This window comes from Tardiphaga sp. 841_E9_N1_2, from assembly GCF_051811065.1.
GTDB lineage: Bacteria > Pseudomonadota > Alphaproteobacteria > Rhizobiales > Xanthobacteraceae > Tardiphaga > Tardiphaga robiniae.
Window position 1 is genome coordinate 3380255 of sequence record NZ_JBPWQC010000001.1, and the last position, 23661, is coordinate 3403915.

Consider the following 23661-nt stretch of genomic DNA (forward strand, 5'->3'; position numbering starts at 1 on the left):
TCTACCGCAGCCTGACGATTACGCCTTCATTGCCTGATAACTCCAGTGCGCCCGAAACATTCTCACCATGGCGATCGAGGCCTGTCGCCAGCAGGATTTCACCGCCCCCCACATGCAATGATGCGGGCTCACCGCTGAGATTGAGGGCGATCAGAACCGTCTGCGCGTCATAGACGCGCCGATAGGCCAGCACATCGCCCTCAGCGTCCACAGGCTCATAGCCGCCGAACACCAGTTCAGGCATGTGCTTGCGCAAGTCGATCAGCTTCACATAGAGGCTGAGAATCGAATGGGGATCGGCCGCGAGAGCAGCCGCATTCTGATGGTGGTAGTCCGTGTCCAGCGGCAGCCAGGGCTCGCCGGTCGTAAAACCCGCGTGCTCGGTGGCACCCCATTGCATCGGCGTGCGGCATCCGTCGCGGCCGAGACCGATCCCAGGCACGTTCTTTTCGAACGGATCCTGAACCTGATCCGGTGCAATAGGCACCTGCTTCATACCGATCTCGTCGCCATAATATAGCGTCGGCGTCCCGCGCAGCGTCAGCAACAACATCGCGGCGACGCGCGCCTGAGCCATGCCAACCCGGCTGGCGACGCGCGGCCGGTCGTGATTGCCGAGCACCCAGTTAGGCCAGGCGCCGAGCGGCAGCGCGGCTTCGTAGCGCGCGATCAATTCGCCGATGGCGAAAGCATTCCACGGCGCGGAGAGCAGTGCGAAGTTGAACGGCAGATGAGCGCCTGACAGGTCACTGCCGTAATAGGCGACCAGCCGATCGAAGGGGAGATAAATCTCGCCTATCAGCACGCGATCGTCGAATTCATCGACGACGCGGCGCATTTCGACGACCACGTCCAGCGTCTCCGGCCGATCGGTCGAATAGAGCGGCAGGAAAGCCTCGTGTGGCGGGCGCCCGGCCGTGAAACTCGGATTTGTCGGGTTGTCGCGAAACTCCTCGTCCTTGATGAGATGCCAGATCACGTCGACGCGGAAGCCGTCGACGCCGCGTCGCATCCAGAACCGCATCACCTCATAGATGGCGTTGCGAACAGCAGGATTGCGCCAATTCAGGTCCGGCTGTTTGTCGAGAAAGGCGTGATAGTAATATTGCCCTGTGGCCTCGTCATACTGCCAGGAGCTGCCGCCGAATTCGGACATCCAGTTGGTCGGCGCGCTGCCGTCCGGCTTCGGATCGTGCCAGATATACCAATCGCGTTTGGGATTATCGCGTGACGACCGGCTTTCGACAAACCACGGATGCTGATCCGAGGTGTGGTTCGGCACCAGATCGAGAATAATCTTCAGACCATGACCGTGAGCCGCAGCCACCAGCGCGTCGAAATCGGCCGATGTACCGAAGATCGGATCGATGCCGATATAGTCTGATATGTCATAGCCGAAGTCTGCCATCGGAGATGGGAAGATCGGTGACAGCCAGATCGCGTCGATGCCGAGCTGCCGCAGATAAGGAAGCCGGCCGACGATGCCCGCGAGATCGCCGATACCGTCTCCATTGGAGTCCTGAAACGATCGCGGATAGATCTGATAGATGGTGCCGGCCTGCCACCAGACTGTCGCTGCAGTTGCCATGGTCCTGTCACTCAATGTTCTGAGGCTTCCATCACGCACGAAAAAACGGCCCTTCCGAGGAAGGGCCGCCTCTCGTTCGGTGCAATATTAGTAGCGTTCGATGACAGTACGACGTTCGACGCCGCCATCGTAATAGCCACGATCGCGGTCGCGGCTGCGCTTGATGATCACGGTCTCATTGCGGTCACGACGATCGCGGTAGTACCCGCGATCATAGTCGTCGCGATAGCGGTCGCGGCCGACGGCGCCAACCGTAACGCCTCCCGGACCGACGCCAACGCCGAACTCCTGGGCCTTGGCTGGAATTGCGCTGCTAATGCCCGCCGCAGCAACGGCGATGATGGCAAGATGCTTAATCATGACGTGCTCCTCGTGTGTGAACCATGAGGGAGCAATCCCGCGCTGCAGGGTTAGTTCCGAGACGATAACAAAACGATCATGCGTAACGCGCGCAAAGACCCGGAACCAATCGAGGTTTTGCCGACCGCGAGCTAGCCGGGCGGTATAATTGCGTTGCTCGGTGTCGGCCGATCGGTGATCTGCTGCCCGAACAGGCTGCCGACCAGCTCGACCATCACCCGTGCGGTACGCCCGCGCTCGTCGAGAAACGGATTGAGCTCGACGACATCCAGCGAGCACATCAGCCCGGAATCATGCAGCAGCTCCATGATCAGATGCGCCTCGCGATAGGTGGCGCCGCCGGGCACCATGGTGCCAACGCCGGGCGCTGCCGCGGGATCGAGGAAGTCCACATCGAAGGACACATGCAACACGCCGTTGCGCGCCTTGACCCGCTCGATGACGCGGCGGATCAGGACGCCAACACCGAACTCGTCAATCTGCCGCATGTCTGCGATGGCCACCTTGCGCGTGTGGACTAGCTCTTTCTCGAGCTTATCGATGGAGCGGATGCCGAACAGATCGAGATTATCGGGCTTGATCGATGCGCGCGGCTCAGCGCCGAGTAATCCATCCAGACCGGGCTCGCCGCACAGAAAGGCCGCGGACATGCCGTGCATGTTGCCGGTGATGGTCGTGTGCGGCGTATTGTAATCGGCATGCGCGTCGAGCCACAGCACGAACAATTCGCGCCCCTGCTCGTGCCAGTGCCGCGCCACGCCATTGACCGATCCCATAGACAGGCTGTGATCACCGCCCACGAAGATCGGCAGCGCGCCCGATTTGGCAAGCGTGTAGGCACGCGCACTCAGCGCCTGGATCCAGCTCTGGATCACACGGTAATGCTTGGCATTCTCCGGCGGCGCATCGGTCGACAGAGGCACAGACGGTGGCATGAGGTCACCGTGGTCTTCCACCTCGAAGCCAAGCTCTTCCAGCAGCGGCCCCAGGCCTGCCGTCCGCATGGCCGCCGGCCCCATCAAGGTCCCGCGCTGCGAGGCCCCGACTTCGACTGGCGCGCCCAGCAATGCGATGCGTTTGTGACGGGAGACGTCGGTCATAAGCAAAACTCCGGGCTAGCGACCCTCGCAGGCCAAGATATATTCCGAAACAACCTGATTGCATTGCAACGGAAATGCGGCGACGCAGTTATCCCGCGCATTTTCATCACCAGACAGTGGGGCAATCGTGACGAACAGAGTAGTCGAAGAAGGTCTTCCCTATCCCTTTGGCGCGCATTGGGACGGAAAGGGCACCAACTTCGCGCTCTTCTCCGCCAACGCCACCAAGGTCGAGGTCTGCCTGTTCGACGGCGACAAGGAAACGCGAATCGAGCTGCCGGAATATACCGACGAGGTGTTTCACGGCTACATCCCCGACGTCAGCCCCGGCACTTTCTATGGCTACCGCGTCCATGGCCCCTATGAGCCGGAAAAGGGCCATCGCTTCAATCCGAATAAGCTGCTGCTCGATCCCTATGCCCGTGCCCATGCCGGTCAGCTCGAATGGAATCCGGCCGTGTTCGGCTACAAGATGGAAACCGGCGACGACACCACCTTCGACGAGCGCGACTCGGCGCCCTTCATGCCGAAATGCGTGATTGTCGATCGCGATTTCGACTGGGCTGGCGAGGCCGGCCGGCAGCCGGTGCCATGGGACCAGACCATCATCTACGAGACCCACGTCAAGGGCTTCACCAGGCTGCATCCCGACGTGCCCGAGAAGCTGCGCGGCACCTATGCCGGCTTCGGCAGCAAGCCTGTGGTGGATTATCTCTGCGGCCTTGGCATCACCTCGGTCGAGCTGCTTCCGATCCATACTTTCATCAATGACGACTATCTGCTGAACAAGAAGCTGGTGAACTACTGGGGCTACAATTCCATCGGCTTCTTTGCGCCCGATCCGCGCTACGCGTCGGACGTGCCGAACTCGCTGCGCGAGTTCAAGGAGATGGTGTCAGCGCTGCATGCCGGCGGGCTCGAGGTCATCCTCGATGTCGTCTATAATCACACCGCCGAAGGCAACGAGCTTGGCCCGACCCTGTCCTTCAAGGGCATCGACAATGCCAGTTATTATCGGCTGCTTCCGGACAAGCCACGCTATTACATCAACGACACCGGCACCGGAAACACAGTGAACCTGTCCAATGCCCGCGTCATCCAGATGGTGGCGGACAGCCTGCGCTACTGGGTGCGGGAGATGCATATCGACGGCTTCCGCTTCGATCTCGGCACCATCCTGGCGCGCGAAGTCTATGGCTTCACCGAACAGAGCGGCTTCCTGAAAGCCGTCGATCAGGACCCATTGCTGACGACAGTGAAGTTGATCGCCGAACCCTGGGACATCGGCCCCGGTGGTTATCAGGTCGGCGGTTTCCCGCCCGGCTGGGCGGAATGGAACGACAAGTTTCGGGATACTGCGCGTGACTTCTGGCGCGGCAAAGCGCCGGTCTCGGCTCTGGCACCGCGTCTCGTCGCGTCTGCGGACATGTTCAACCATCAGGGTCGCCGCGCCTGGGCCAGCATTAATTTCGTCACCGCCCACGATGGCTTCACGCTGAACGACTGGGCGAGTTACAACGAGAAACACAATGAGGCCAATGGCGAGAACAACAAGGACGGCTCCTCCAACAACGCCTCATGGAATTGCGGCGTTGAGGGCCCGACCGACGACAAGGCCATCATCGCCCTGCGCGAGCGCCAGAAGCGCAATATGCTGGCGACGCTGCTGTTCTCTCAGGGCACGCCGATGCTGCTCGGCGGCGACGAATTCGGCCGCACACAAAACGGCAACAACAATGCCTATTGCCAGGACAGCGAGATTTCCTGGTTCAACTGGAGCCTGACGACCGAGGGCAAGGACCTGCTCGCTTTCACCAAGCGGCTCATCAAACTGCTCGGCGGCTGCTCGGTCCTGCGTCGCAGCCGCTTCCTGACCGGCGAGCACGACCCTGACCTCGATGTTCGCGACGTGACATGGATCAACGCCAATGGCGGCCCGATGGAAGACGCACATTGGCAAGACGGCAACATGAAATGCTTCGGCATGCTGCTGGACGGCCGTGCACAGAAGACCGGCATTCACAAGCCGGCGGAGGATCAGACCATGCTGATGATTCTCAACGGCTTCGAAGGACTGGTCGATTTCACGATGCCTGAGGCGTTTGGCGGACAAGCCTGGGAACTTCTGGTGGATACCAACATTCCCGATACGAAGGGTGGCGAGGATTTCCCGTTCGGCCACATGTATCAGGTGACCGCCCGCTCGCTGCTGCTGTTGTCCCTGAAGAAGTAGCTTATGGCGCAGCGGGGCTGGTGCGGCCTCGCTGCCCACATTTTCTGCACATTCCTGTCACTGAACCTCGGAACGATGTTTGGTGACTACACTTGTCTGGCAACGATGAATTCCTGATTTGCCGAGCTAGTGGAGACGTAAAAGTGAAGATTCGCGCGGGCTACGACATCGCTTTCCAGTGTTTGCAGGAAACGCCTATGATCCTGATGCTTAGCATCCATCCTTCGCGCGCGAAGGATCTGCAGAGCCCGCACCGCATCCAGTTTTCCCATGACGTACAGGCGCACGACTATCTCGACATGTTCGGCAATACCTGCACGCGCATCGTCGCGCCGCCCGGGCTGATCGAGATCAAGAATGACTTTCTCATCTCCGATAGCGGACTGCCGGATGCAGCTCCGCCATCAGGGCCGTTGCAGGCGGTTGGCGAACTGCCTGACGATGTCATGGTCTTCCTGCTCGGCAGCCGCTATTGCGACACGCAGAAGCTGTCAGATCTTGCCTGGTCGCTGTTCGGCCATATCGAAGACGGCGCGGCGCGCGTTCAGGCCATTGTCGATTACGCGCATCAGCGCATCGAGTTCGGCTATCACCATGCCCGCAACGATCGCACCGCCTTCGAAGGGCATGAGGAACGCATCGGCGTTTGCCGTGACTTTGCTCATCTGGCCGTCACGCTGTGCCGCTGCATGAACATTCCAGCGCGCTACTGCACCGGCTATCTCGGTGATATCGGCGTGCCCATCGATCCCGCGCCGATGGACTTCAGCGCCTGGTTCGAAGTCTATCTCGGAAACAAGTGGTACACCTTCGATGCGCGTCACAATCATCCGCGCATCGGGCGCATCGTGATGGCCCGCGGTCGCGACGCTGCTGACGTCGCTATCTCCACCAATTTCGGCCCGACGCCGCTGGTGCGTTTTACCGTGGTCACGGAAGAGGTTTTTAGCGAAGCCACCCCCGCCATCGCGCCGATGTCGATGGTGGCCTGATCGTCGTCTCGAGACCGTTGTTAGTTTCAAAGCCACCCGTATCCGCGGATGGCTTTGTTGCTTCAGGTCCTGACAGGACTGATCTTCCACGTCAGCGCCATGAGACCTGCCGTCATGGCACCCGAGATCACAGAGGCAATCGGCAGCACCAGTGCCAGCGCCGCTGTCGCAGCCCAGCCGATCGACGAGAAAGCTTCGGCGAAGGTCGCAATGCGCGATGACGTCTGACGTCGCCTGAACTGGCTGCGCCGCGCCTGCACCCTGAACCAGAGCTGGATGGCGGTAGCCGATCCCGCGGCCACGACGGTCGCCAGCGCTGTCACTGCCGCCAGCCGCGGCGAGACCAGCGCCAGACCTGCGACCATCGGCGTGAACACGACGGCGATGATCACCAGCACGACTTCGACCTTGGCCGTGATGATCGTGTTTGCCGGAAGCGGTGCGGTCGTCACCAGATCCGCGGCGTCCTCACCGGAGATCGTCAGCCAGGCCAGGCCGCCGGCGAGCTGACCGGCCGCCATCACGATCACCGGCGCCAGCACGATGAAGGCGCCGGCGCCCTCGCCGAAGCTGCGCCACAGCATCAGGGCCGGCGGCAGCAGATACAGCAGTTGCATCAGCGTTTGCGAGACCAGCCACGGATCGCGCCACAACAGGATAAACTCTTTACGACGCAAGGCGTTACGCCGGGATCCCGTCCGGAACGGTCTTGCGACTTTCTTGCGACGAACTTGCGCCAATGGCACGGCACTGGCCACGTAGCTGCTGAATCGCGGCGAGAAGATCGCCATCGTGATGCCAAGCAGGATCAACCCGGCCGCCAGCAGCGGCACCAGTGCTGCGATATCGCCAAGCATCGCGCGCGCGGGCCACCACACGATGCTGTTCGCTTCAGGTGCAAAGGCGGCTGCGGCATCGGAGGTCAGCACGGCGAAACGCGACAGCGTGCCGTAAGAGAGAATCGCCGCAACCTGCAATGCGATGACAAAGCCTGCGCCCGTCACAGCTGAAATAATCTGCGCGACCAGTCGTGTCTTCGCAGGACCGCAGAGCTGAAACAATCCGACGGTGATGGCGATGGCGCACGCCGATGCAGAAAGGCCCATCGCGATGACGACGGCATAGGCGGAGAACCAGCGTGCACCGCCGCCAATCACCAGTACGTTGACAAACGGCGTCGCCAGCAGCACCGCCATCAGGGTCACTGTCAAAGCGATGGCCGCGATGCGGACGGAGAACAGGTTGGTGAGCGGCGCCGGCGACGACATGATGAGATCGAGATCGGCGCGCGCGTAGAATACGCGGGTGACGGACTCGATCGCCTGCGACAGAACGAGCGCCCAGGCGAGGAAGATACTGGCGGTGATGACAATCGCTGTCGATTGATCGAGCGGCGTCTGCACATCTGCGAAACGGCCGACCACCGCATAAGCCGGCAAATGCAGGAAGATCACGAAGACAATCAGCAGAAGCGAAACGCTGCGCGGACGCCAGCGACGGCCCGCCGTGAGCATGCCCAGCATCTCTCGCCACGCCAGCCGGACTTCATGGCCGGCAAACCACATCACGCTGGCGGATGGTGTCATGCGGCAACCGGCGCGCCGTCCACCAGCGCCACGAACATGTCCTCGAGGCTGGTGTCGCCCTGTCCGTTCTGCTGACGCAATTCGGCAAGCGTACCTTCGGCGATCAGCCTGCCTGCGGCGATCACGCCGATCCGGTCGGCCATGCGTTCGGCGACTTCGAGAATATGCGTGGTCATGATCACCGTGCAGCCGGAGCGCACCCGATCCTGCAGCAGGCCTTTGACATGACGCGCCGACACGGCATCGAGCCCGGTCAAAGGTTCATCGAGAATGATCAGCCGAGGTTCGTGCACCAGTGCGCCGGCCAGCGCCACCTTCTGGCGCATCCCCTTGGAGAAGCCTTCGCATCGCTCATGCAGATGTGGACCAAGACCTAGCGATGCCAACAATCCATGCGACGTGCGCTCTGCTGTTTCAGCATCGCAGCCCCATAGACCGGCAACGAATTCGAGATATTCGAGCGGCGTCAGCTTGTCATAGATCATCGGCTCGTCAGAGACCCAGGCCATGATCTGCTTTGCCGCAACGGGATCGGCGAGCGCGTCGATACCAAGTACCGACACCGATCCGGCATCGGGACGCAGCAATCCAGCGACCATGCGCAATGTCGTCGTCTTGCCGGCTCCGTTGGCACCCAGCAGCGCATAGAATTCGCCAGCACGAACCGTGAGATCGAGTCCGTCGACAGCTGGCCGATCGAAACGTTTCGTTAACCCTCGTAATTCTAGGGCAGCGTGTGTTGCGGACATGACAGACGATCTGCGCGTTAAGTTGCGTAGCAACATGGAGGGAAGTTGTTTCAAGGCAGTGAATCCGATGACGTAACTACGCCGCCTCACGCGCCTGGTGGTATCTATATGCACATCGGGATTGATGACCCCATCAATCCTCCCACTCACGCATGTGCGTTTTGATCTCTTATACCGGCAATTTAACTAGATCTGGCGGGAACAATACAACCTTGAATAGATTTACGCTGACCTGCAAAGATCGATCTCCGGAGATTCGCGATGACACGGCTAGCTGCCTTGAAGGTTCCTGCTGTAGCCGAGTTCGATGCGCCGTATTTTCTGACCTGTCCCGGCATCGGAAGGGTTACGACCGACTACAAGAAAAACCAGAACATCTTTTGTCAGGGTGAGACGGCAGATTCTGTTTGCTACATCCTGAGTGGACGTATCAAGCTCACGGTCCTGTCCGAACAAGGCAAGGAAGCTGTCGTCGGCCTGCTCGAACCCGGACAGTTCCTGGGTGAGGGTTGCCTGAATGGTCATCCGCTGCGCACCGTCACAACGACGGCGATGGAAGACTGCACCATCGTTACCATCAACAAGTCGGTGATGCTCGCCCATCTGCGCGACGAGCCGGCTTTCGCAGAATTCTTCGTCGCCTATCTTCTGTCGCGCAACAACCGCATCGAAGAAGACTTGATCGATCAGTTGTTCAATTCAAGCGAGAAGCGCCTCGCGCGCCTGTTGCTGATCCTCGCTCACTATGGCGAGGGAGGTGCCAGCCATCCCATCGATATCGACATCAGTCAGGAAATGCTGGCGGAGATGATCGGCACCACGCGGTCGCGCGTCAGCTTCTTCATGAACAAGTTTCGCAAGCTCGGCTTCGTCAGCTATGACGGACATATTCAGGTCCACAGATCGCTGCTCGATGCGGCGTTTAACGAGAAGCCACATTTGCAACGTGGCATGTAGCGATGCGTGCGTAACCAGACAACCATGCTCCGCACTGGCGCGACGGCATCCGGGGGACCGGCAGATGGCAAGCATCCTGATCGTCGACGATGACAAGGTCGTTCAGATATTCACCAAATTGATGCTTGAGCGCGAAGGACACCGCGTCACCTGCGCGAGTGACGGCCCGCGCGCGCGCCACATTCTCCGCAACGCCGATTTCGATCTGCTCATCATCGATATCTTCATGCCCGGGATGAACGGGCTGGAGACGATGAAGCTGGCGCATCGGTGCCGCCCAGAGATCCCGATCATCGTCATGTCAGGTCACGCGCCCTCACCGGCAGGCGTGTCCGCGCCCGATTTTCTCGCGATGTCCACCGAGCTCGGCGCCGTCTGTCGCCTCCAGAAGCCCCTCAAATCGGCGGTTCTTCTCTCGCATGTGGACCGGTGCCTTGCGCCGGGGAATGGCTCGTCTCGGCTCCACTAGTATCGTCGCACATTCGATCACGACTGATGCTGGCATCGCCCGAAGCCAAAATCTGCTGCGGCATAATGGAATCATGATACCAGGATACCTACACATCAGAGGTAATTAAGGGCTCCTTCACTCGGCTTCCCTATTTTCACGTGGAATTTCAGTGCCGCAGCAAAATTGCTTGTCGCGGTCCAAGGGGCATGTCGATGCAAGCACTCAATTCTATTTCAGCACGTATGATTGTCGCCATCACGCTCGTCGCTGCCGGATCGTGCGGCGCGCTCGCTGCCTTCAGCATGTGGCAGCAACAGGCGATCATCGATACAGCCCTTAGTCGCGAAGCGCATGATGACTACGCCAATCTCACGGCAGCGCTGAATGCCGAAACGCGCACGCTGCTCGCAGTTGCCGAGTCGATCGCGTCGTCACAGCCGATCAAGGACGCCATCAAGGCGAACGATCGTGCCAGTGCGCTCGCGAACCTGAAGGAGGCCCATCAGCGTATCAAGCCGCGCGGCCTCGAACTGATCACCATTCAAACACCGCCGGCCATCAGCTTCGCCCGCATCCACAATCCCGGCACCTTCGGAGACAACGTTTCCGAGCGCCGCAAGATGGTGGTGCAGGCGATGACCAGCAAGAAGTCGGTCGGCGGCATCGAGCCCGGCCGTGATGCGCTCAACGTCTTTGGCGTAGCACCGGCGATGGATGGTGATACCATTCTCGGCACGATCGATGTCGGCGCTCCGTTCGGCAAGACTTTCGTCGACACCATGAAGTCGCGTTTCGGTGTCGATGTCGGCATTCACCAGATCGACGGCCAGGCCGGCAAGACGCTGGCGTCCACCCTGAAGTCGGCTGCTCCGGGTGTCGATATGCTGCGTCGCGCGCTTGCCGGCGAAGTTGTGACCCAATATGGCGAACTCGACAACAAGCCCGTTGCCACGACCTTCGGCGCAATCAAGAGCTTTTCGGGCGACAACATCGCCGTCTTCGAAATCACCCGTGATACCAGCGGATATCACAGCCTGATGCGATCCTCGCTGAATTGGCTGGCCATCATTTCTGCCTGCGTGCTGCTGCTCGCCGGTGCCATCGCAACCTTCATGGGCCGCTCGATGGCGAAGCCGATCCGCGCACTCGAAACTGCGATGCGGACCATTGCGGGCGGTAATCACACGATCGCGGTGCCGGGTGCAGGCCGCAAGGACGAGATCGGCTCGATGGCCGGCGCCGTCGAAATCTTCAAGACCGGGCTGATCGAAACCGAGCAGCTGCGCGCCGCCCAGGAAGAGCAGCGCGAGCGCGCCCAGCTTGATCGCCGCGACACCATGAGTGCTCTCGCCTCGCGCTTCGAGGGCAGCGTTGGTACCGTAGTCACCGCCGTCGGTTCGGCTGCCGGCGAACTCCGCAACACCGCGCAATCGATGGCGGCCACCGCCGAGGAATCCACCCGGCAGACCGCAGCTGTCGCGGCAGCATCCGAGGAGGCCACGCAGAGCGCTCAGGCAGTCGCCGCTGCTATCGAGGAGCTCAACGCCTCGATCAGCGAGATCGCACAGCAGGTCAACGAATCTGCCCGCGTCGCCGGCGATGCGGTATCGCAGGCCAACGTCACCAATAGCGAAGTGCAGAGCCTTGCGGAGGCCGCGCAGAAGATCGGTGACGTCGTCAAGCTGATTAGCGAGATCGCCGCGCAAACCAACCTGCTCGCACTCAATGCCACCATCGAAGCGGCCCGCGCAGGTGAAGCCGGCCGCGGCTTCGCCGTCGTCGCATCCGAAGTGAAGGCACTGGCCACCCAGACGTCGAAGGCAACGGACGAAATCTCGGCACAGGTCGGCGCGATTCAGAGTGCCACGAAGCTCTCGGTGGGTTCGATCCAGAGCATTACCTCGACCATCGGCCGCGTCAGCGAGATCGCAAGCGCCATCGCCGCCGCCGTCGAGGAACAGGGCGCAGCCACGCTCGAAATCGCCCGCAACGTCGCCGAAGCCGCCCGCGGCACCGGCGAGGTCTCGCAAAACATTGCCGGCGTCAATGACGCCGCCCGCGAGACCGGCCTCGCCGCGTCGCGCGTGGTGGAGTCGGCCGCGGACCTGTCACGCAACGGCGAAGACCTCCGCACGCAGGTGGATGTGTTCCTCCGCGAAGTGCGGGCGGCTTAAGCCGCTACAAATTCGGATGTCATCGCCCGGCTTGACCGGGCGATCCAGTACAAGGCGCCGTCAGCGCATTTCGCAAACAACCGCGTTTACTGGATCACCCGCTTTCGCGGGTGATGACAGCTGAGAAAAAAGCGCCTCAAACCGTCCATTGCGAACAAAGCAGGAATCAGCGAGCGTGATTCGTCACCTCGGATACATGCCTTGCTCGCTCAAGCCTCTTATCTCGACGCCCTCAATCCAGAACAACGCCGTGCCGTCGAGCATGGCGTGTTCCCGCATGGGAACAGCGTCACGTCTGCTCCGCTGTTGGTCATCGCCGGTGCCGGTTCCGGCAAGACCAACACCCTCGCCCATCGCGTGGCGCATCTGCTCGTCAACGGCGCCGATCCGCGCCGCATCCTGCTGATGACCTTCTCACGGCGCGCGGCCAACGAGATGAGCCGCCGCGTCGAGCGCATCGCGCGCCAAGTGATGGGCGACAATACCGGCGTCATGACCGATGCGCTGGCCTGGGCTGGCACATTCCATGGCATCGGCGCGCGGCTCCTGCGGGACTATGCCGAACAAATCGGACTCGATCCCGGTTTCACCATTCACGACCGTGAGGATTCCGCCGACCTGATGAATCTGGTCCGGCACGAACTCGGCTTCTCCAAAACCGAGACGCGCTTCCCGACAAAAGGCACATGCCTCGCGATCTATTCCCGCTGCGTGAATTCCGAGACCGAACTCGATCAGGTGCTCGGCGCATCCTATCCGTGGTGCGCGGCGTGGTCAGCCGAGTTGCGCGAACTGTTCGCCGGCTATGTCGAAGCCAAGCAGAAGCAGAACGTGCTCGATTACGACGACCTGCTTCTATACTGGGCGCAGATGGCGAGCGAACCGCTACTGGCTAGCGATATCGGCGGTCGCTTCGATCACGTGCTCGTGGACGAATATCAGGACACTAATCGCCTGCAATCGGCGATCCTGATGGCTTTGAAGCCCAACGGGGCGGGCCTCACCGTTGTCGGCGATGACGCGCAGTCGATCTATTCGTTTCGCGCCGCCACCGTACGCAACATTCTGGATTTCCCCGGGCAGTTCAGCCCGCCGGCTGACATCATCACGCTCGACCGCAACTATCGCTCGACGCAACCGATCCTGGCGGCGGCCAATGGCGTGATTGATCTCGCGCGTGAACGCTATACGAAGAATCTCTGGACCGATCGCGTCTCCTCCGCCAAGCCGCAACTCGTCACCATCCGGGACGAGACCGATCAGGCCCGCGCCATCGTTGCGCGTGTGCTCGACAATCGCGAAGGCGGCATGAAGCTGAAGGAACAGGCCGTGCTGTTCCGGACGTCGTCGCACAGCGGATCACTCGAAGTGGAGCTGACGCGGCGGAACATTCCATTCGTCAAATTTGGCGGCCTGAAGTTTCTCGACGCCGCGCATGTGAAGGACATGCTGGCGCTGCTGCGTTTCGTGGAGAACCCACGTGACCGCGTCGCCGGTTTCCGGCTGATGCAATTGCTACCCGGTGTGGGACCAGCTTCCGCACAGCGCGCGCTGGATCACATGATCGCGGCACCCGATCCGATCGACGCCCTCGCTCACGCGCCGGCCCCGCCCCGCGCAGCAGCCGACTGGCGCGGCTTTGTCGAGGTCATCGGCGAGATCAAGTCACGCCGTGCGGGCTGGCCCGCCGAACTGGAACTGGCGCGGCGCTGGTATGAGCCGCATCTCGATCGCATTCATGAGGATTCGCTGACGCGTCGCGCCGATCTGATCCAGCTCGAAGCGATCGCGTCAGGCTATCCGTCGCGCGAACGTTTTCTCACCGAACTCACGCTCGATCCGCCTGACGCGACCAGCGATCAGTCCGGCGTGCCGCTGCTCGACGAGGACTATCTGATCCTCTCGACCATCCATTCCGCCAAAGGGCAGGAATGGAAGTCTGTCTATGTGCTGAATGTGGTCGATGGCTGCATGCCGTCGGATTTGGGCACCGGGACATCGGCGGAGATCGAGGAAGAGCGCCGGCTGCTCTACGTGGCGATGACGCGCGCCAAGGACGATCTGCATCTGATGGTACCGCAGCGTTTCTTCACCCACGGCCAGCACGCACAAGGTGACCGACACGTCTATGCGTCGCGCACCCGCTTCATTCCCGAAGCGCTGCTCGGCCTGTTCGAACGCACGACCTGGCCGCAGGTGGCTGCGGCAGATCCGGCGCGTGCGGCAGCACAGGGCGTGCGTATGGACATCAATTCGCGGATGCGTGCGATCTGGCGCTAGAGCTTCTCATCCCACTCCGGCACGCCGCTGAAGCGCGCCACCAGGAAATCGATGAACAGCCGCACTTTTACGGCGAGATGCCGCGTGGGCGGATAGATCGCATAGAGCGTCAGCGGCGGCGCCTTGTAGGCGGAGAGTACACTGCGCAACGTCCCCGCACGCAACGCGTCGCCGGCAATGAAGGTCGGCAGCAGCGCGACGCCCCTGCCCTTGATCGCGGCATCGCGCAGTACTTCAGCATTGTTGACGCAGAGCGTCCAGCTCGGCTGGATCCAGTGATCGTTGCCATCCCTGCCGGTCAGCTTCCACTGATTGCCCGTGAGTAGGAAGCCATAGGTGAGCAGCGCGTGGCTGCGCAGATCCTCCGGCAGCTTCGGTGTGCCATGTTGCTTGAGATAGTCCGGCGACGCACAAACCGCGCGATCGATGGCGACGATTTTTCGCGCGATGAGACTTGAAGACTCCAGATCGGCGATGCGAAGCGTCACGTCGAAACCGCCCTGCATCGGGTCGACCTGATCGTCCGACAGCACGAGTTGAATCTGCAACTCTGGGCACTGCGCCATGAAGTCGGCAATGGCAGGCCCGAGCTGCAGCGTGCCGAATGACATCGGCGCATTGACGCGTAGCAATCCGCGCGGCGTCGACTGCGCCTGCGCCACCGCCTGATCGGCGGCTTCGAGATCGGCGAGGATGGTCAGCGCGCGCTCGAAATAGGCCTGACCGTTCTCGGTCGCGCTGGCATGGCGCGTGGTGCGGTTGAGCAATTGCACGCCGAGGTCCTGTTCGAGCTCGCCGACATATTTCGAGATCGCCGAGCGCGACAGTCGCAGCTGCCGCCCTGCTTCGGAGAAGCTGCCGAGTTCGACGACTTTGACGAAGGCGCGCAGGCTGTTGAGCTTATCCATGGAGCATTCCCGACTGTCCCCAATTCATAGACAGTCATGTCACAAATGGCCAGATTGTCTTTGAACGGGGATGACCCAATTATCCCGGCAACGGAAGACGAGACGCCTTCCTAACCAGGAGACAGACCATGTCAGGCATCCACCATGTCACCGCAATCGCCGGTAACGCCTTGCGGAATTTCGATTTTTACACCCGCGCGCTCGGCATGCGCTTCGTCAAGAAGACCGTCAATTTCGACGATCCGGGCACCTACCACTTCTACTACGGCGATGAGACCGGCAAGCCGGGCACCATCCTGACCTTCTTCCCGTGGGAGCATGCGGCCCCCGGCCGTGGCGGCGTGGGCCAAACCCAGCAGACTTCGTTCCGGGTCCCGGCCCGCTCGCTCGGCTACTGGACGCATCGCTTCATCGAGAAGGGCATTGCCCATGAGGCGCTCGAAAAGCGCTTCGGCCAAGCCGTGCTGCCCTTCACCGATCCGGACGGCATGAGCCTCGCTCTGGTCGGCGTTGCCGGCGCGGAGAACGAGCCCGGTTGGAGCAATGGCGACGTTCCGGCGGAGCACGCGATCCGAGGCTTCCATGGCGTGACGCTTCTGCTGGAGAAGGCCGAGAAGACCAGCGCGATCCTCACCGACGTGTTCGGCTTCAAGGAAACCGCACGTGAAGGTTCGATCATCCGGCTGAGTGCCGACAGTGTCGAAGGTGGCATTGTCGACATCTACGAGGCCGGCGGTTTCCTGCCGGGTCGTCAGGGTCGTGGCTCGGTGCATCACGTCGCTTTCCGCGCCGTCGATGATGCCGATCAGCAGGTGATGGCCAACAAGCTGGTGAAGACCCACGGCCAGCAGCCGACGGAGCAGAAGGACCGTAACTACTTCCGCTCGGTCTATTTCCGCGAACCCGGCGGCGTGCTGTTCGAGATTGCGACCGACATCCCCGGCTTCGCCGTGGACGAGCCCGTCGAATCCCTCGGCGAGCATCTGAAACTGCCCGCGTTTCTCGAAAAGCATCGCGGCGAGATCGAGCGCGTATTGCCGTCGCTTGATACCGAAAAGGTGGCGTCATGAGCAACGACCTGTCCCACATCCATCGCTTCGTGCCGGGCAACCGGCACGAAGCAACATCGCTCCTGCTGCTGCATGGCACTGGCGGCGATGAAAGCGATCTGCTGCCGCTCGGCGAGGCGATTGCGCCCGGCGCAGCATTGCTGTCGCCCCGCGGTCAGGTGCTGGAGCACGGCATGCCGCGCTTCTTCCGCCGGCTCGCCGAAGGCGTGTTCGATGAGGACGACGTTCGGCGTCGCGCCAATGACCTTGCAGACTTCGTAGTCGAAGCCCGCAAGCGCTACGGGCTCAAAGCACCGATCGCGCTCGGCTATTCCAACGGCGCCAATATCGCCGCGGCAATGATGCTGTTGCGCCCCGAGGCGCTGGCCGGCGGCATATTGTTGCGGGCGATGGTCCCTCTACATGAACCACCGGTGGCAGATCTCGCTGGCAAGCCGGTACTGATCGTGTCGGGCCAATCCGATCCGATCATCCCGCCGAGCAATTCGCAGCGGCTTGCCGTGATGCTGACAAAGGCGGGGGCCGATGTGCAGCATCGCACGCTGCCGGTTGGCCATCAGCTTTCGCAGGCAGATCTCACGATTGCGAAGGAATGGTTGGGGAATCTTGAGGTGGCGAGACAGCCAACGAGCGTGGCCGTTTAACTTTTCATCGCCCCATTCACTCCGTCATGCCCGGGCTTGTCCCGGGCATCCACGTCTTCGTTCACGCACAACAAGGCGTGGGTGGCCGGGACAAGCCCGGCCACGACGTGGGGAGAGATTTGCATAGGAAATTCGTTAGAGGTTCGCGCCGCTAAACATTTCGCTGTACCAATCCGCGATCAGCTTCGGATTGATCCGGCCGTCGACGATGAACACCCCCTGCGCGCCATCGGCAACCCAACGCTTTACCGCATCGAGATCAGCGAGCGTCCGCACAACAACGCCATCGGCGCCATATCCGCGCGCGATGGCCGCAAAGTCGGTCACCGGGAATTGCGCCATGCCGGCGTTGTAGCCTTCCGGCCCGAAGTGATGCACTTCGGCGCTATAGGCGCTGTCGTTATAGATAAAGATGCAGATGCGCTTCTTCAGCCGCACCGCGGTCTCAAGTTCCGCGATCGACATCAGGAAACCGCCATCGCCGACGGCCAGCACAGTCAGCCGCTCCGGCTGCGTCACTGCCGCACCGATCGCGCCGGCAAGGCCGAGACCGATGGACTGGAACGCAATCGGAATGCACCAACCCTTGTGGTCCGGCGCGGAAATATAGCGCGTCACCCAGCCGACGAAATGGCCGCCATCGACAACGACGGTGCGATCCTTCGGCAGGATATCGTCCATCGCCTTGCTCAGCGTGCGCGGATCGATGTGGTCGGCAGTGCTGGTGTCGTCATAGGCCAGATTATGGTTGCCCCTGGCAGTCATCACCGCGGCAACCTCTGGCGTCCGCCAGCCGGCCTCGCTGGGCGGCGTCTTGTCAAACGCTTGCAACACGGCAGTGGCCACAGCGGAGGCATCGCCTTCGAGCTCGAGATCGACGGGGCGATGCACGCCGATGCGGCCTTTCTCGACATCAATCTGCACGAGCTGAGCATAGTCCGAGATCAGCTTGCCCTTCTTCGTGGTCCACATGTTCAGCGACATGCCGAAGGCGAGGATCATGTCGCTCTGCGCGATCAGCTCAGCCGTTGCTTTCGAGGAGAAGCCTCCGGCCACGCCGAGATTCCACGGATGACCGGAAAACATCCCATGCGCCTGCAACGACGTCGCCAGCAACGCGCCAAGTTTGTCGGCCAGTTGAACCAGCAGCGGCTGCGCATCGGCCACGACAGCGCCATGACCCGCCAGAATCAGCGGCCGTTTCGACGTCCGGATCGTCGCAACAAGTTCATCCAGCTTCGCCGGATTAATCGTGACCCGCGGCATGATAGGCAAATGCTTCTTGCCCATCGTCGCCGTGACCGGCATCTCCTGCACATTGATCGGCAGGCTGAGCACGACCGGCTTGCGCTCGCGCAGCGCCAACGACGCGGCCTTCCAGGTGTCGGCATACGCGCTCTGCGCATCGGCGATCTGCCGCCACTCGCCGCCGACCGCGTGAACGAGTTCCGACTGATTGAAGGCAAATGCCGACTGCTTGTCGCCGAGCACCACGTCGCCTGCGAGAACGAGCAATGGCGTGTCGCTCTTGGCGGCTTCGCCGATGCCGGTGATCGCATTGGTCAGACCCGGCCCCGCCGTTACGCTGACGATCGTGAGATCGCGCGTGAGACGCGCAGCCACATCGGCCATGCTCACCGCGCCGCCTTCGTGGCGCGCAGCGACAAACTCGACACCGAACTCGGTCAATCCGAGCGTTACCTTGAAGTTTGCGCCGCCCACGAGGCCGAAACAGCGCTTGGCACCGATATCGGCGATCGCGCGTGCGACTTCGCGCCAGACGGTCGAATTGGCCGGGGTGTGGTCGAGAACTGCAGCGGATGAGGATGTCATGAGGTCACTTTGCACCGATCGCGATCTCCTCGACATTCAAGGATCGGGCCAAAGTAGTTTAGGTTTAAAGGGATTGCCATATGTCGATCGCGCTGGCCCAATCACGTGATCGGGAGAGCGGAACAGACGCAGAATTGCCTTCTGCGGTGATCCGCAGTGGCCCATTTCGCGCAAATGCAGCCTTATTTCAGGGCAGATCGGCCGGCGGTTACGCCCGTCCGGCGATCACCATACTGTGCAGATCGTCTGCCATCTTCGGCGCAGCCGCGTCTTCAAGCGACGATCGCAGGGCCTCGATATCGGCATCCGGGACCGGGCGCCATCCGCAGGGGCACTGGCCGTCCTGATGGGCAGCAGCAACTTCGCGATAGGTCGCGCCGATCGCGGTGGCCAGAAGACGCATCACCACATCGGGCGGCAGACGCGAACTGTCGAGTACGCGGCAGAACGTCGTCATGATGGCCTGGTTGAGATAGGTCTGTGCCGAATTCTCATCGGTGATATCGGAGACCTTGACCTGCTGCGGAAGCATGCGCGTATCCTTTGCGACCCCTGCGTTTGTCTAGGCCGCGGCCACATCATGCTCAACTTGTTTCGGGCTGGTTGGACTTAGAAGCCCTCAAGCCTGTCATGTTTTGAATGGCTCAAAACAGGATGTATCGTGCGCACACCGCTATTCAGCTGCAGCCTGCGCTTGTCCCGCGCTGGCATCGAGATGCATGGTCTCGATACGTCTCACCTTGCTGATCGAACCCATGATCAACGGCACGCGCTGATGGATTGCCGTCGGCGCAAGATCGAGAATACGGGTACGGCCCGTGGTCGCGCCGCCGCCGGCCTGTTCGACGATGAAGGCCATCGGATGCGCTTCATAGACGAGACGCAGCCGGCCATCGGCATAGCCCTTGCGCGCATCGGACGGATAGAGAAACACGCCGCCCCGGATCAGGATGCGATAAGCCTCGGCGACCAGTGCTGCGATCCAGCGCATGTTGAAATTCTTGCCACGCGGGCCATCGACGCCGGCGAGGCACTCTTCGACGAAGTCGCGCACCGGCGCTTCCCAGTGGCGATGGTTGGACGCATTGATGGCATATTCCGAGCACTCGGCCGGGATCTGCACGCGCTGGCGAATGCGCTTGTAGCTCCCAGCGGCGCGATCGAGCGTGAAGATTTCGACGCCATCACCAAGCGTGAGGACCAGCGATGTCTGCGGACCATAGACGACGAAGCCGGCAGCAATCTGCGCGCTGCCCTTCTGCGTGAACGGCACAGCGTCCTTCGACGTCGGCATGATCGAGAAGATCGTTCCGACGGTCATATTGGTTTCGATATTCGACGATCCGTCGAGCGGATCGTAGGCGATCTCCAGCAGCCCGCCGCCGTCGCGGATATCCGCCGTCTCGGCTTCCTCGGAGGCCAGCGCGGCCCAGGACACCGGCTTCAGCGCGGTACGAACAATCTCGTCGGCGCGGACATCGAGATCCTTCTGCACGTCGCCATCGGCATTCTGCGCTCCCTGCGCCTCGCCGGTGATCCCGGCCAGCGCGCCGCAGCCGATCAGGTCGGAGATTTCGATGGAGGCCTTGGCGAAGGCATCGACCGCAGCAGCCACGGCCAGCCGCAGCGGGTCCTGTCCGGCGTAGTCAGCCGTATATCGGGACAGGGGCATGTGGTCGGTCATCGCAATCTCCGCAAAATACTGGGCTTCTTCTGGCACATGGCCGCGTCCGGAAGGCCCGGGAATGGCAGAAATGGGCCATTTTGCCCACAGATATTGACCGGCTGGGCCAAATAAAGGAACTTTCGTAAAAATCAGGCGGCGAAAGTTTTCCTTATATGACGAAGCGCTTCCGCGACATCTCGATCCGCCAGCTGCGTGCACTGGCCGCCGTCGCCGCCAGCGGCAGTATTACGGCGGCAGCTTTGAAGCTGCGCCTGACACAGCCGGCTGTCACCTTGCAACTGCGCAACCTGCAAGGCCTCGCCGGCCTGCCGCTGATCCAGCGCACTGGCGACGGGATGGTCCTCACCGATGCCGGCCGTGAGGTGCTGGCGCTGTCGGAACGGATCGAGGCGGCGATGGCCGCCTGCGCAACATCGCTGGACATGATGGCCGGCAAGACCGGCGGGCGCATCTCCATCGGCGCCGTGAGCACCGCAAAATACTTCGTGCCCTTCGCCATCTCCGCCTTCGCGAAGCTCCATCCCAAGATCGAGATCTTGCTGACGGTCGGCAATCGCGAGGAGACCATCGCAGGCCTGCGCAACTACGATCTCGATATCGCGATCATGGGCCGGCCGCCGGCCGGGATCGACATGGATGTGAACCTGATCGGCGATCATCCGCATGTGATCATCGCGCGAAGCGACCATCGCCTCGCGGGCAAGGCGCGCCTCTCCATGAGCGATCTGGCAAGCGAGACTTTCCTGACGCGCGAGCTCGGCTCGGGCACACGCGGGTTGATGGAGCAATTGTTCGAGAGCGCAGGCTTGCGCGCCACGATCGGCATGGAGATGGACAGCAACGAGACCATCAAACAGGCCGTGATGGCCGGGCTCGGCATCGCCTTCATCTCCGCGCATACGGTGGCCACCGAACTGGAGCAGCGGCGACTGGTGATGCTGGATGTGATCGGGCTGCCGATCATCCGGCAATGGTTCGTGCTCAATCGCAAGGACAAGGTGCTGCTGCCGCCGGCGCAGGCGATGCGCGCATTCCTCGCCGCACAGGGCGCGCAGTTCCTGCCTGCGACGGAAACCGGCAAATCTGCGCCGGTACGCCGCAAGTCCCGCAGCCGCGCGCTGTAGCAACAGGCCTGGCCTCACCTTGTGGCATCCAGCGAGGGTGATATGGTGTCACCAGCCCGAGCGCCAACACATCCCTTTATCAGTCATCGGAGAATTCAATGCCTGCTGCCTCGGCAGATAGCACTGCGCCCGTCAGCGTCGTGACCGCCCTTTATCTCGGCACCAAGGTGCTTCACACCGAAGCCGAGCGCTCCGGCATCATCAAGGACATGTTGCGCGGTGACGTCAGCCGCAAGGGCTATGTCTTGCTGCAACGGAACCTGCTGGCGGCCTATCAGGCGCTGGAAGCCGGACTTGAGAGCCATCGCGACACGCCAGCGCTCGCCGCACTCGCCCAGTATCGGCTCGATCGTGCATCGGCCATTCAAGCCGATCTCAACGTGCTGTGCGATGGCGACTTCTCGGCTGTGCCGATGCTGCCCGCCGGCGAAGCCTATGCCAAGCGCATCGCGGATGCCGCCAAGGGCGACGGCGAATTGCTGATTGCCCACGCCTATACGCGCTATCTCGGCGATCTCTCCGGCGGCCAGATTCTCAAGCGCCTGCTCGCCAAGAAGCCCGGCCTCGCGCCGGAGGAATTGTCGTTCTACGACTTCCCGGCCTATGCCGATCTCGCCGCGTTGAAGTCGGACTATCGCAGCGCGCTCGACGAAGCCGGCAAGCTTGCCAAGAATCCGCAGGCGATCATCGATGAAGGCTCGGTCGCGTTCCAGCTCAACACCGATCTGTCCTGGGCCGTGCAGGGTGCGATCGAAGCGGAGCAGGTGGCTTCTTAGCCTCTCCCCGCCTGCGGGGAGAGGTCGACTTTCACATGCGAAGCATGTGGAAGACGGATGAGGGGGAGCCAGTGTTTCACTCTCTGGCTCCCCCTCATCCGTCTTGAATGACCTTCGGTCATTCAAGACACCTTCTCCCCGCAAGCGGGGAGAAGGAAATTACTTCCAGCTGACCAGCGGCGGCATCGAGCTCAGAATATTCTCGACGTTGCCGCCGGTCTGCAGGCCGAACATCGTGCCTTTGTCGTAGAGCAGATTGAACTCGACATAGAGGCCGCGCGTTTCGAGCTGCTGCGCGCGCTCTTCCTCGGTCCAGGCTTCCTGCATCCGTGCACGCACGATGCGCGGATAGACATCGAGGAAGGCGGAGCCGACATCGCGCGTGAACGCGAAGTCCTTCTCGAAATCACCGGTGTTGAGCTGATCGAAGAAGATGCCGCCGACGCCGCGCGCCACGCCGCGATGCGGCAGGAAGAAGTAGTCGTCGGCCCAGGCCTTGAACTTCTTGTAGTAAGCGGGGTCATGCGCATCGCAGGCGCCGCGCATCGCATCGTGAAACGTGATCGTATCCGGCGCATCGACCTTGCGCTGCTCCGGCAGCATCGGCGTCAGATCCGCGCCGCCGCCGAACCAGCCCACTGCCGTCGACAGGAAGCGCGTGTTCATGTGCACGGTCGGCACGCGCGGGCTGCGCGGATGCATGATCAGGCTGATGCTGCTGGAGACGTAATCGAGCTGCGATCCGCCGCCCGGCATTTGCCGCGCCATCTCCGGCGACAGCTTGCCGTTCGCGGATGACGTATGGATGCCGATTTTCTCGAACAGCCGGCCGCCCGAGAGGAAGCCGCCGACGCCGCCGCCGATGCCCGTCGCGCGGGTCCACGGCTTGTAGGTGAACGTGGCCGGCGTGCCCGGGAACAGCGCCTGCGGCGCCTCGCGCTCCAGCGCCTCGATCTCGGCGCAGATACGGTCGCGAAGGGATTCGAACCAGACCTTGGCACGGGTGCGATTCTGTTCGATTTCTGGACTGACGATCGGGGTCATGATGTTCATGGTCTTTTCGCTCATGATGTTCGTACAGTCTATATGCCGCTTGCAGCGCGATGGCACCTTGAGATGCGTCAAAACGTGAGGTGAATCGCCGGTTTT

General features: G+C 61.7%; 20 protein-coding genes. 10 read left to right on the forward strand and 10 right to left on the reverse strand.

Features of this window, described 5'->3' with window-relative positions; genetic code table 11:
• Position 1: 1 nt before the first annotated feature.
• From AB8A50_RS16300 to rocF, 3 genes are all read right to left on the reverse strand, one after another.
• Positions 2-1588 carry an alpha-amylase family glycosyl hydrolase gene (locus tag AB8A50_RS16300; protein ID WP_231079356.1) on the reverse strand — a complete coding sequence of 529 codons (1587 nt, stop codon included), beginning with the start codon at positions 1586-1588 and terminating at the stop codon, positions 2-4.
• An 87-nt stretch (positions 1589-1675) separates the two neighbouring features.
• The gene (locus AB8A50_RS16305) at positions 1676-1948 is read right to left on the reverse strand and encodes a hypothetical protein (RefSeq protein ID WP_120287064.1); all 273 of its coding nucleotides are present in this window, start codon (positions 1946-1948) and stop codon (positions 1676-1678) included.
• 131 nt (positions 1949-2079) lie between these two features.
• Entirely contained in the window at positions 2080-3048 is a 969-nt protein-coding gene (gene rocF, locus AB8A50_RS16310) for an arginase (protein ID WP_184511930.1), read from the reverse strand.
• 127 nt (positions 3049-3175) lie between these two features.
• Between rocF and glgX the strand changes: the two genes are divergently transcribed.
• Together glgX and AB8A50_RS16320 are read left to right on the forward strand one after the other, a co-directional pair.
• Positions 3176-5281, forward strand: a complete 2106-nt coding sequence (gene glgX / locus AB8A50_RS16315) for a glycogen debranching protein GlgX (protein ID WP_231079355.1) — start codon at positions 3176-3178, stop codon at positions 5279-5281.
• A gap of 143 nt (positions 5282-5424) precedes the next feature.
• Positions 5425-6273 (forward strand): transglutaminase-like domain-containing protein, encoded by an 849-nt coding sequence (locus tag AB8A50_RS16320; RefSeq protein WP_231079354.1) that lies wholly within the window; start codon positions 5425-5427, stop codon positions 6271-6273.
• Between the two features lie 62 nt (positions 6274-6335).
• On the opposite strand, the gene AB8A50_RS16325 is transcribed toward AB8A50_RS16320, so the two are convergent.
• Entirely contained in the window at positions 6336-7859 is a 1524-nt protein-coding gene (locus AB8A50_RS16325; protein WP_439078307.1) for a permease, read from the reverse strand.
• The gene (locus tag AB8A50_RS16330) at positions 7856-8644 is read right to left on the reverse strand and encodes an ABC transporter ATP-binding protein (RefSeq protein WP_439079986.1); all 789 of its coding nucleotides are present in this window, start codon (positions 8642-8644) and stop codon (positions 7856-7858) included. Before AB8A50_RS16330 ends, AB8A50_RS16325 begins: the two co-directional genes overlap by 4 nt.
• A 225-nt stretch (positions 8645-8869) precedes the next feature.
• On the opposite strand from AB8A50_RS16330, the gene AB8A50_RS16335 reads away from it, so the two are divergent.
• The 4 genes from AB8A50_RS16335 (at position 8870) to AB8A50_RS16350 (ending at position 14470) form a co-directional block, all read left to right on the forward strand.
• Complete coding sequence (locus AB8A50_RS16335; RefSeq protein WP_120287070.1) at positions 8870-9565, forward strand: Crp/Fnr family transcriptional regulator; 696 nt, start codon at positions 8870-8872, stop codon at positions 9563-9565.
• Between the two features lie 64 nt (positions 9566-9629).
• Positions 9630-10034 carry a response regulator gene (locus AB8A50_RS16340; protein WP_439078308.1) on the forward strand — a complete coding sequence of 135 codons (405 nt, stop codon included), beginning with the start codon at positions 9630-9632 and terminating at the stop codon, positions 10032-10034.
• Between the two features lie 194 nt (positions 10035-10228).
• Positions 10229-12190: a methyl-accepting chemotaxis protein gene (locus AB8A50_RS16345; RefSeq protein WP_439064981.1), complete on the forward strand. Its 1962-nt coding sequence runs from the start codon at positions 10229-10231 to the stop codon at positions 12188-12190.
• Positions 12191-12391: 201 nt separating this feature from the next.
• Positions 12392-14470, forward strand: a complete 2079-nt coding sequence (locus AB8A50_RS16350) for an ATP-dependent helicase (protein ID WP_439078309.1) — start codon at positions 12392-12394, stop codon at positions 14468-14470.
• Here the strand turns inward: AB8A50_RS16350 and AB8A50_RS16355 are convergent.
• Positions 14467-15378, reverse strand: coding sequence for a LysR substrate-binding domain-containing protein (locus AB8A50_RS16355; RefSeq protein WP_439078310.1), 912 nt, complete (start codon positions 15376-15378; stop codon positions 14467-14469). The genes AB8A50_RS16350 and AB8A50_RS16355 overlap by 4 nt on opposite strands.
• Before the next feature lie 128 nt (positions 15379-15506).
• Between AB8A50_RS16355 and AB8A50_RS16360 the strand changes: the two genes are divergently transcribed.
• Positions 15507-16448 carry a ring-cleaving dioxygenase gene (locus AB8A50_RS16360; protein ID WP_439078311.1) on the forward strand — a complete coding sequence of 314 codons (942 nt, stop codon included), beginning with the start codon at positions 15507-15509 and terminating at the stop codon, positions 16446-16448.
• Positions 16445-17092, forward strand: coding sequence for an alpha/beta hydrolase (locus AB8A50_RS16365; protein WP_439078312.1), 648 nt, complete (start codon positions 16445-16447; stop codon positions 17090-17092). The genes AB8A50_RS16360 and AB8A50_RS16365 overlap by 4 nt, the downstream gene beginning before the upstream one ends.
• A gap of 135 nt (positions 17093-17227) precedes the next feature.
• On the opposite strand, the gene AB8A50_RS16370 is transcribed toward AB8A50_RS16365, so the two are convergent.
• The 3 genes from AB8A50_RS16370 to AB8A50_RS16380 form a co-directional block, all read right to left on the reverse strand.
• The gene (locus AB8A50_RS16370) at positions 17228-18925 is read right to left on the reverse strand and encodes a thiamine pyrophosphate-binding protein (RefSeq protein WP_439078313.1); all 1698 of its coding nucleotides are present in this window, start codon (positions 18923-18925) and stop codon (positions 17228-17230) included.
• Positions 18926-19133: 208 nt separating this feature from the next.
• Positions 19134-19457, reverse strand: a complete 324-nt coding sequence (locus AB8A50_RS16375) for a hypothetical protein (protein WP_439078314.1) — start codon at positions 19455-19457, stop codon at positions 19134-19136.
• Positions 19458-19598: 141 nt separating this feature from the next.
• Positions 19599-20609, reverse strand: a complete 1011-nt coding sequence (locus tag AB8A50_RS16380) for a class 1 fructose-bisphosphatase (RefSeq protein ID WP_093757072.1) — start codon at positions 20607-20609, stop codon at positions 19599-19601.
• 155 nt (positions 20610-20764) lie between these two features.
• Between AB8A50_RS16380 and AB8A50_RS16385 the strand changes: the two genes are divergently transcribed.
• Positions 20765-21736 carry a LysR substrate-binding domain-containing protein gene (locus tag AB8A50_RS16385; protein WP_439078315.1) on the forward strand — a complete coding sequence of 324 codons (972 nt, stop codon included), beginning with the start codon at positions 20765-20767 and terminating at the stop codon, positions 21734-21736.
• A gap of 98 nt (positions 21737-21834) precedes the next feature.
• Positions 21835-22512: a heme oxygenase (biliverdin-producing) gene (locus AB8A50_RS16390; RefSeq protein ID WP_439078316.1), complete on the forward strand. Its 678-nt coding sequence runs from the start codon at positions 21835-21837 to the stop codon at positions 22510-22512.
• A gap of 159 nt (positions 22513-22671) precedes the next feature.
• Here AB8A50_RS16390 and hemF read toward each other — a convergent pair whose 3' ends face one another.
• Complete coding sequence (gene hemF / locus AB8A50_RS16395) at positions 22672-23565, reverse strand: oxygen-dependent coproporphyrinogen oxidase (protein WP_439078317.1); 894 nt, start codon at positions 23563-23565, stop codon at positions 22672-22674.
• Positions 23566-23661: the final 96 nt, after the last annotated feature.

Bases quoted from the DNA above. Each gene is read 5' to 3' on its own strand.
- AB8A50_RS16390 (WP_439078316.1), top strand. From the start codon at position 21,835: ATGCCTGCTGCCTCGGCAGATAGCACTGCGCCCGTCAGCGTCGTGACC.
- AB8A50_RS16360 (WP_439078311.1), top strand. From the start codon at position 15,507: ATGTCAGGCATCCACCATGTCACCGCAATCGCCGGTAACGCCTTGCGG.
- AB8A50_RS16375 (WP_439078314.1), bottom strand. From the start codon at position 19,457: ATGCTTCCGCAGCAGGTCAAGGTCTCCGATATCACCGATGAGAATTCG.
- rocF (WP_184511930.1), bottom strand. From the start codon at position 3,048: ATGACCGACGTCTCCCGTCACAAACGCATCGCATTGCTGGGCGCGCCA.
- AB8A50_RS16335 (WP_120287070.1), top strand. From the start codon at position 8,870: ATGACACGGCTAGCTGCCTTGAAGGTTCCTGCTGTAGCCGAGTTCGAT.
- AB8A50_RS16325 (WP_439078307.1), bottom strand. From the start codon at position 7,859: ATGACACCATCCGCCAGCGTGATGTGGTTTGCCGGCCATGAAGTCCGG.
- hemF (WP_439078317.1), bottom strand. From the start codon at position 23,565: ATGAACATCATGACCCCGATCGTCAGTCCAGAAATCGAACAGAATCGC.
- AB8A50_RS16340 (WP_439078308.1), top strand. From the start codon at position 9,630: ATGGCAAGCATCCTGATCGTCGACGATGACAAGGTCGTTCAGATATTC.
- AB8A50_RS16365 (WP_439078312.1), top strand. From the start codon at position 16,445: ATGAGCAACGACCTGTCCCACATCCATCGCTTCGTGCCGGGCAACCGG.
- AB8A50_RS16380 (WP_093757072.1), bottom strand. From the start codon at position 20,609: ATGACCGACCACATGCCCCTGTCCCGATATACGGCTGACTACGCCGGA.
- AB8A50_RS16355 (WP_439078310.1), bottom strand. From the start codon at position 15,378: ATGGATAAGCTCAACAGCCTGCGCGCCTTCGTCAAAGTCGTCGAACTC.
- AB8A50_RS16300 (WP_231079356.1), bottom strand. From the start codon at position 1,588: ATGGCAACTGCAGCGACAGTCTGGTGGCAGGCCGGCACCATCTATCAG.
- AB8A50_RS16305 (WP_120287064.1), bottom strand. From the start codon at position 1,948: ATGATTAAGCATCTTGCCATCATCGCCGTTGCTGCGGCGGGCATTAGC.
- AB8A50_RS16330 (WP_439079986.1), bottom strand. From the start codon at position 8,644: ATGTTGCTACGCAACTTAACGCGCAGATCGTCTGTCATGTCCGCAACA.
- AB8A50_RS16370 (WP_439078313.1), bottom strand. From the start codon at position 18,925: ATGACATCCTCATCCGCTGCAGTTCTCGACCACACCCCGGCCAATTCG.
- AB8A50_RS16385 (WP_439078315.1), top strand. From the start codon at position 20,765: ATGACGAAGCGCTTCCGCGACATCTCGATCCGCCAGCTGCGTGCACTG.
- AB8A50_RS16345 (WP_439064981.1), top strand. From the start codon at position 10,229: ATGCAAGCACTCAATTCTATTTCAGCACGTATGATTGTCGCCATCACG.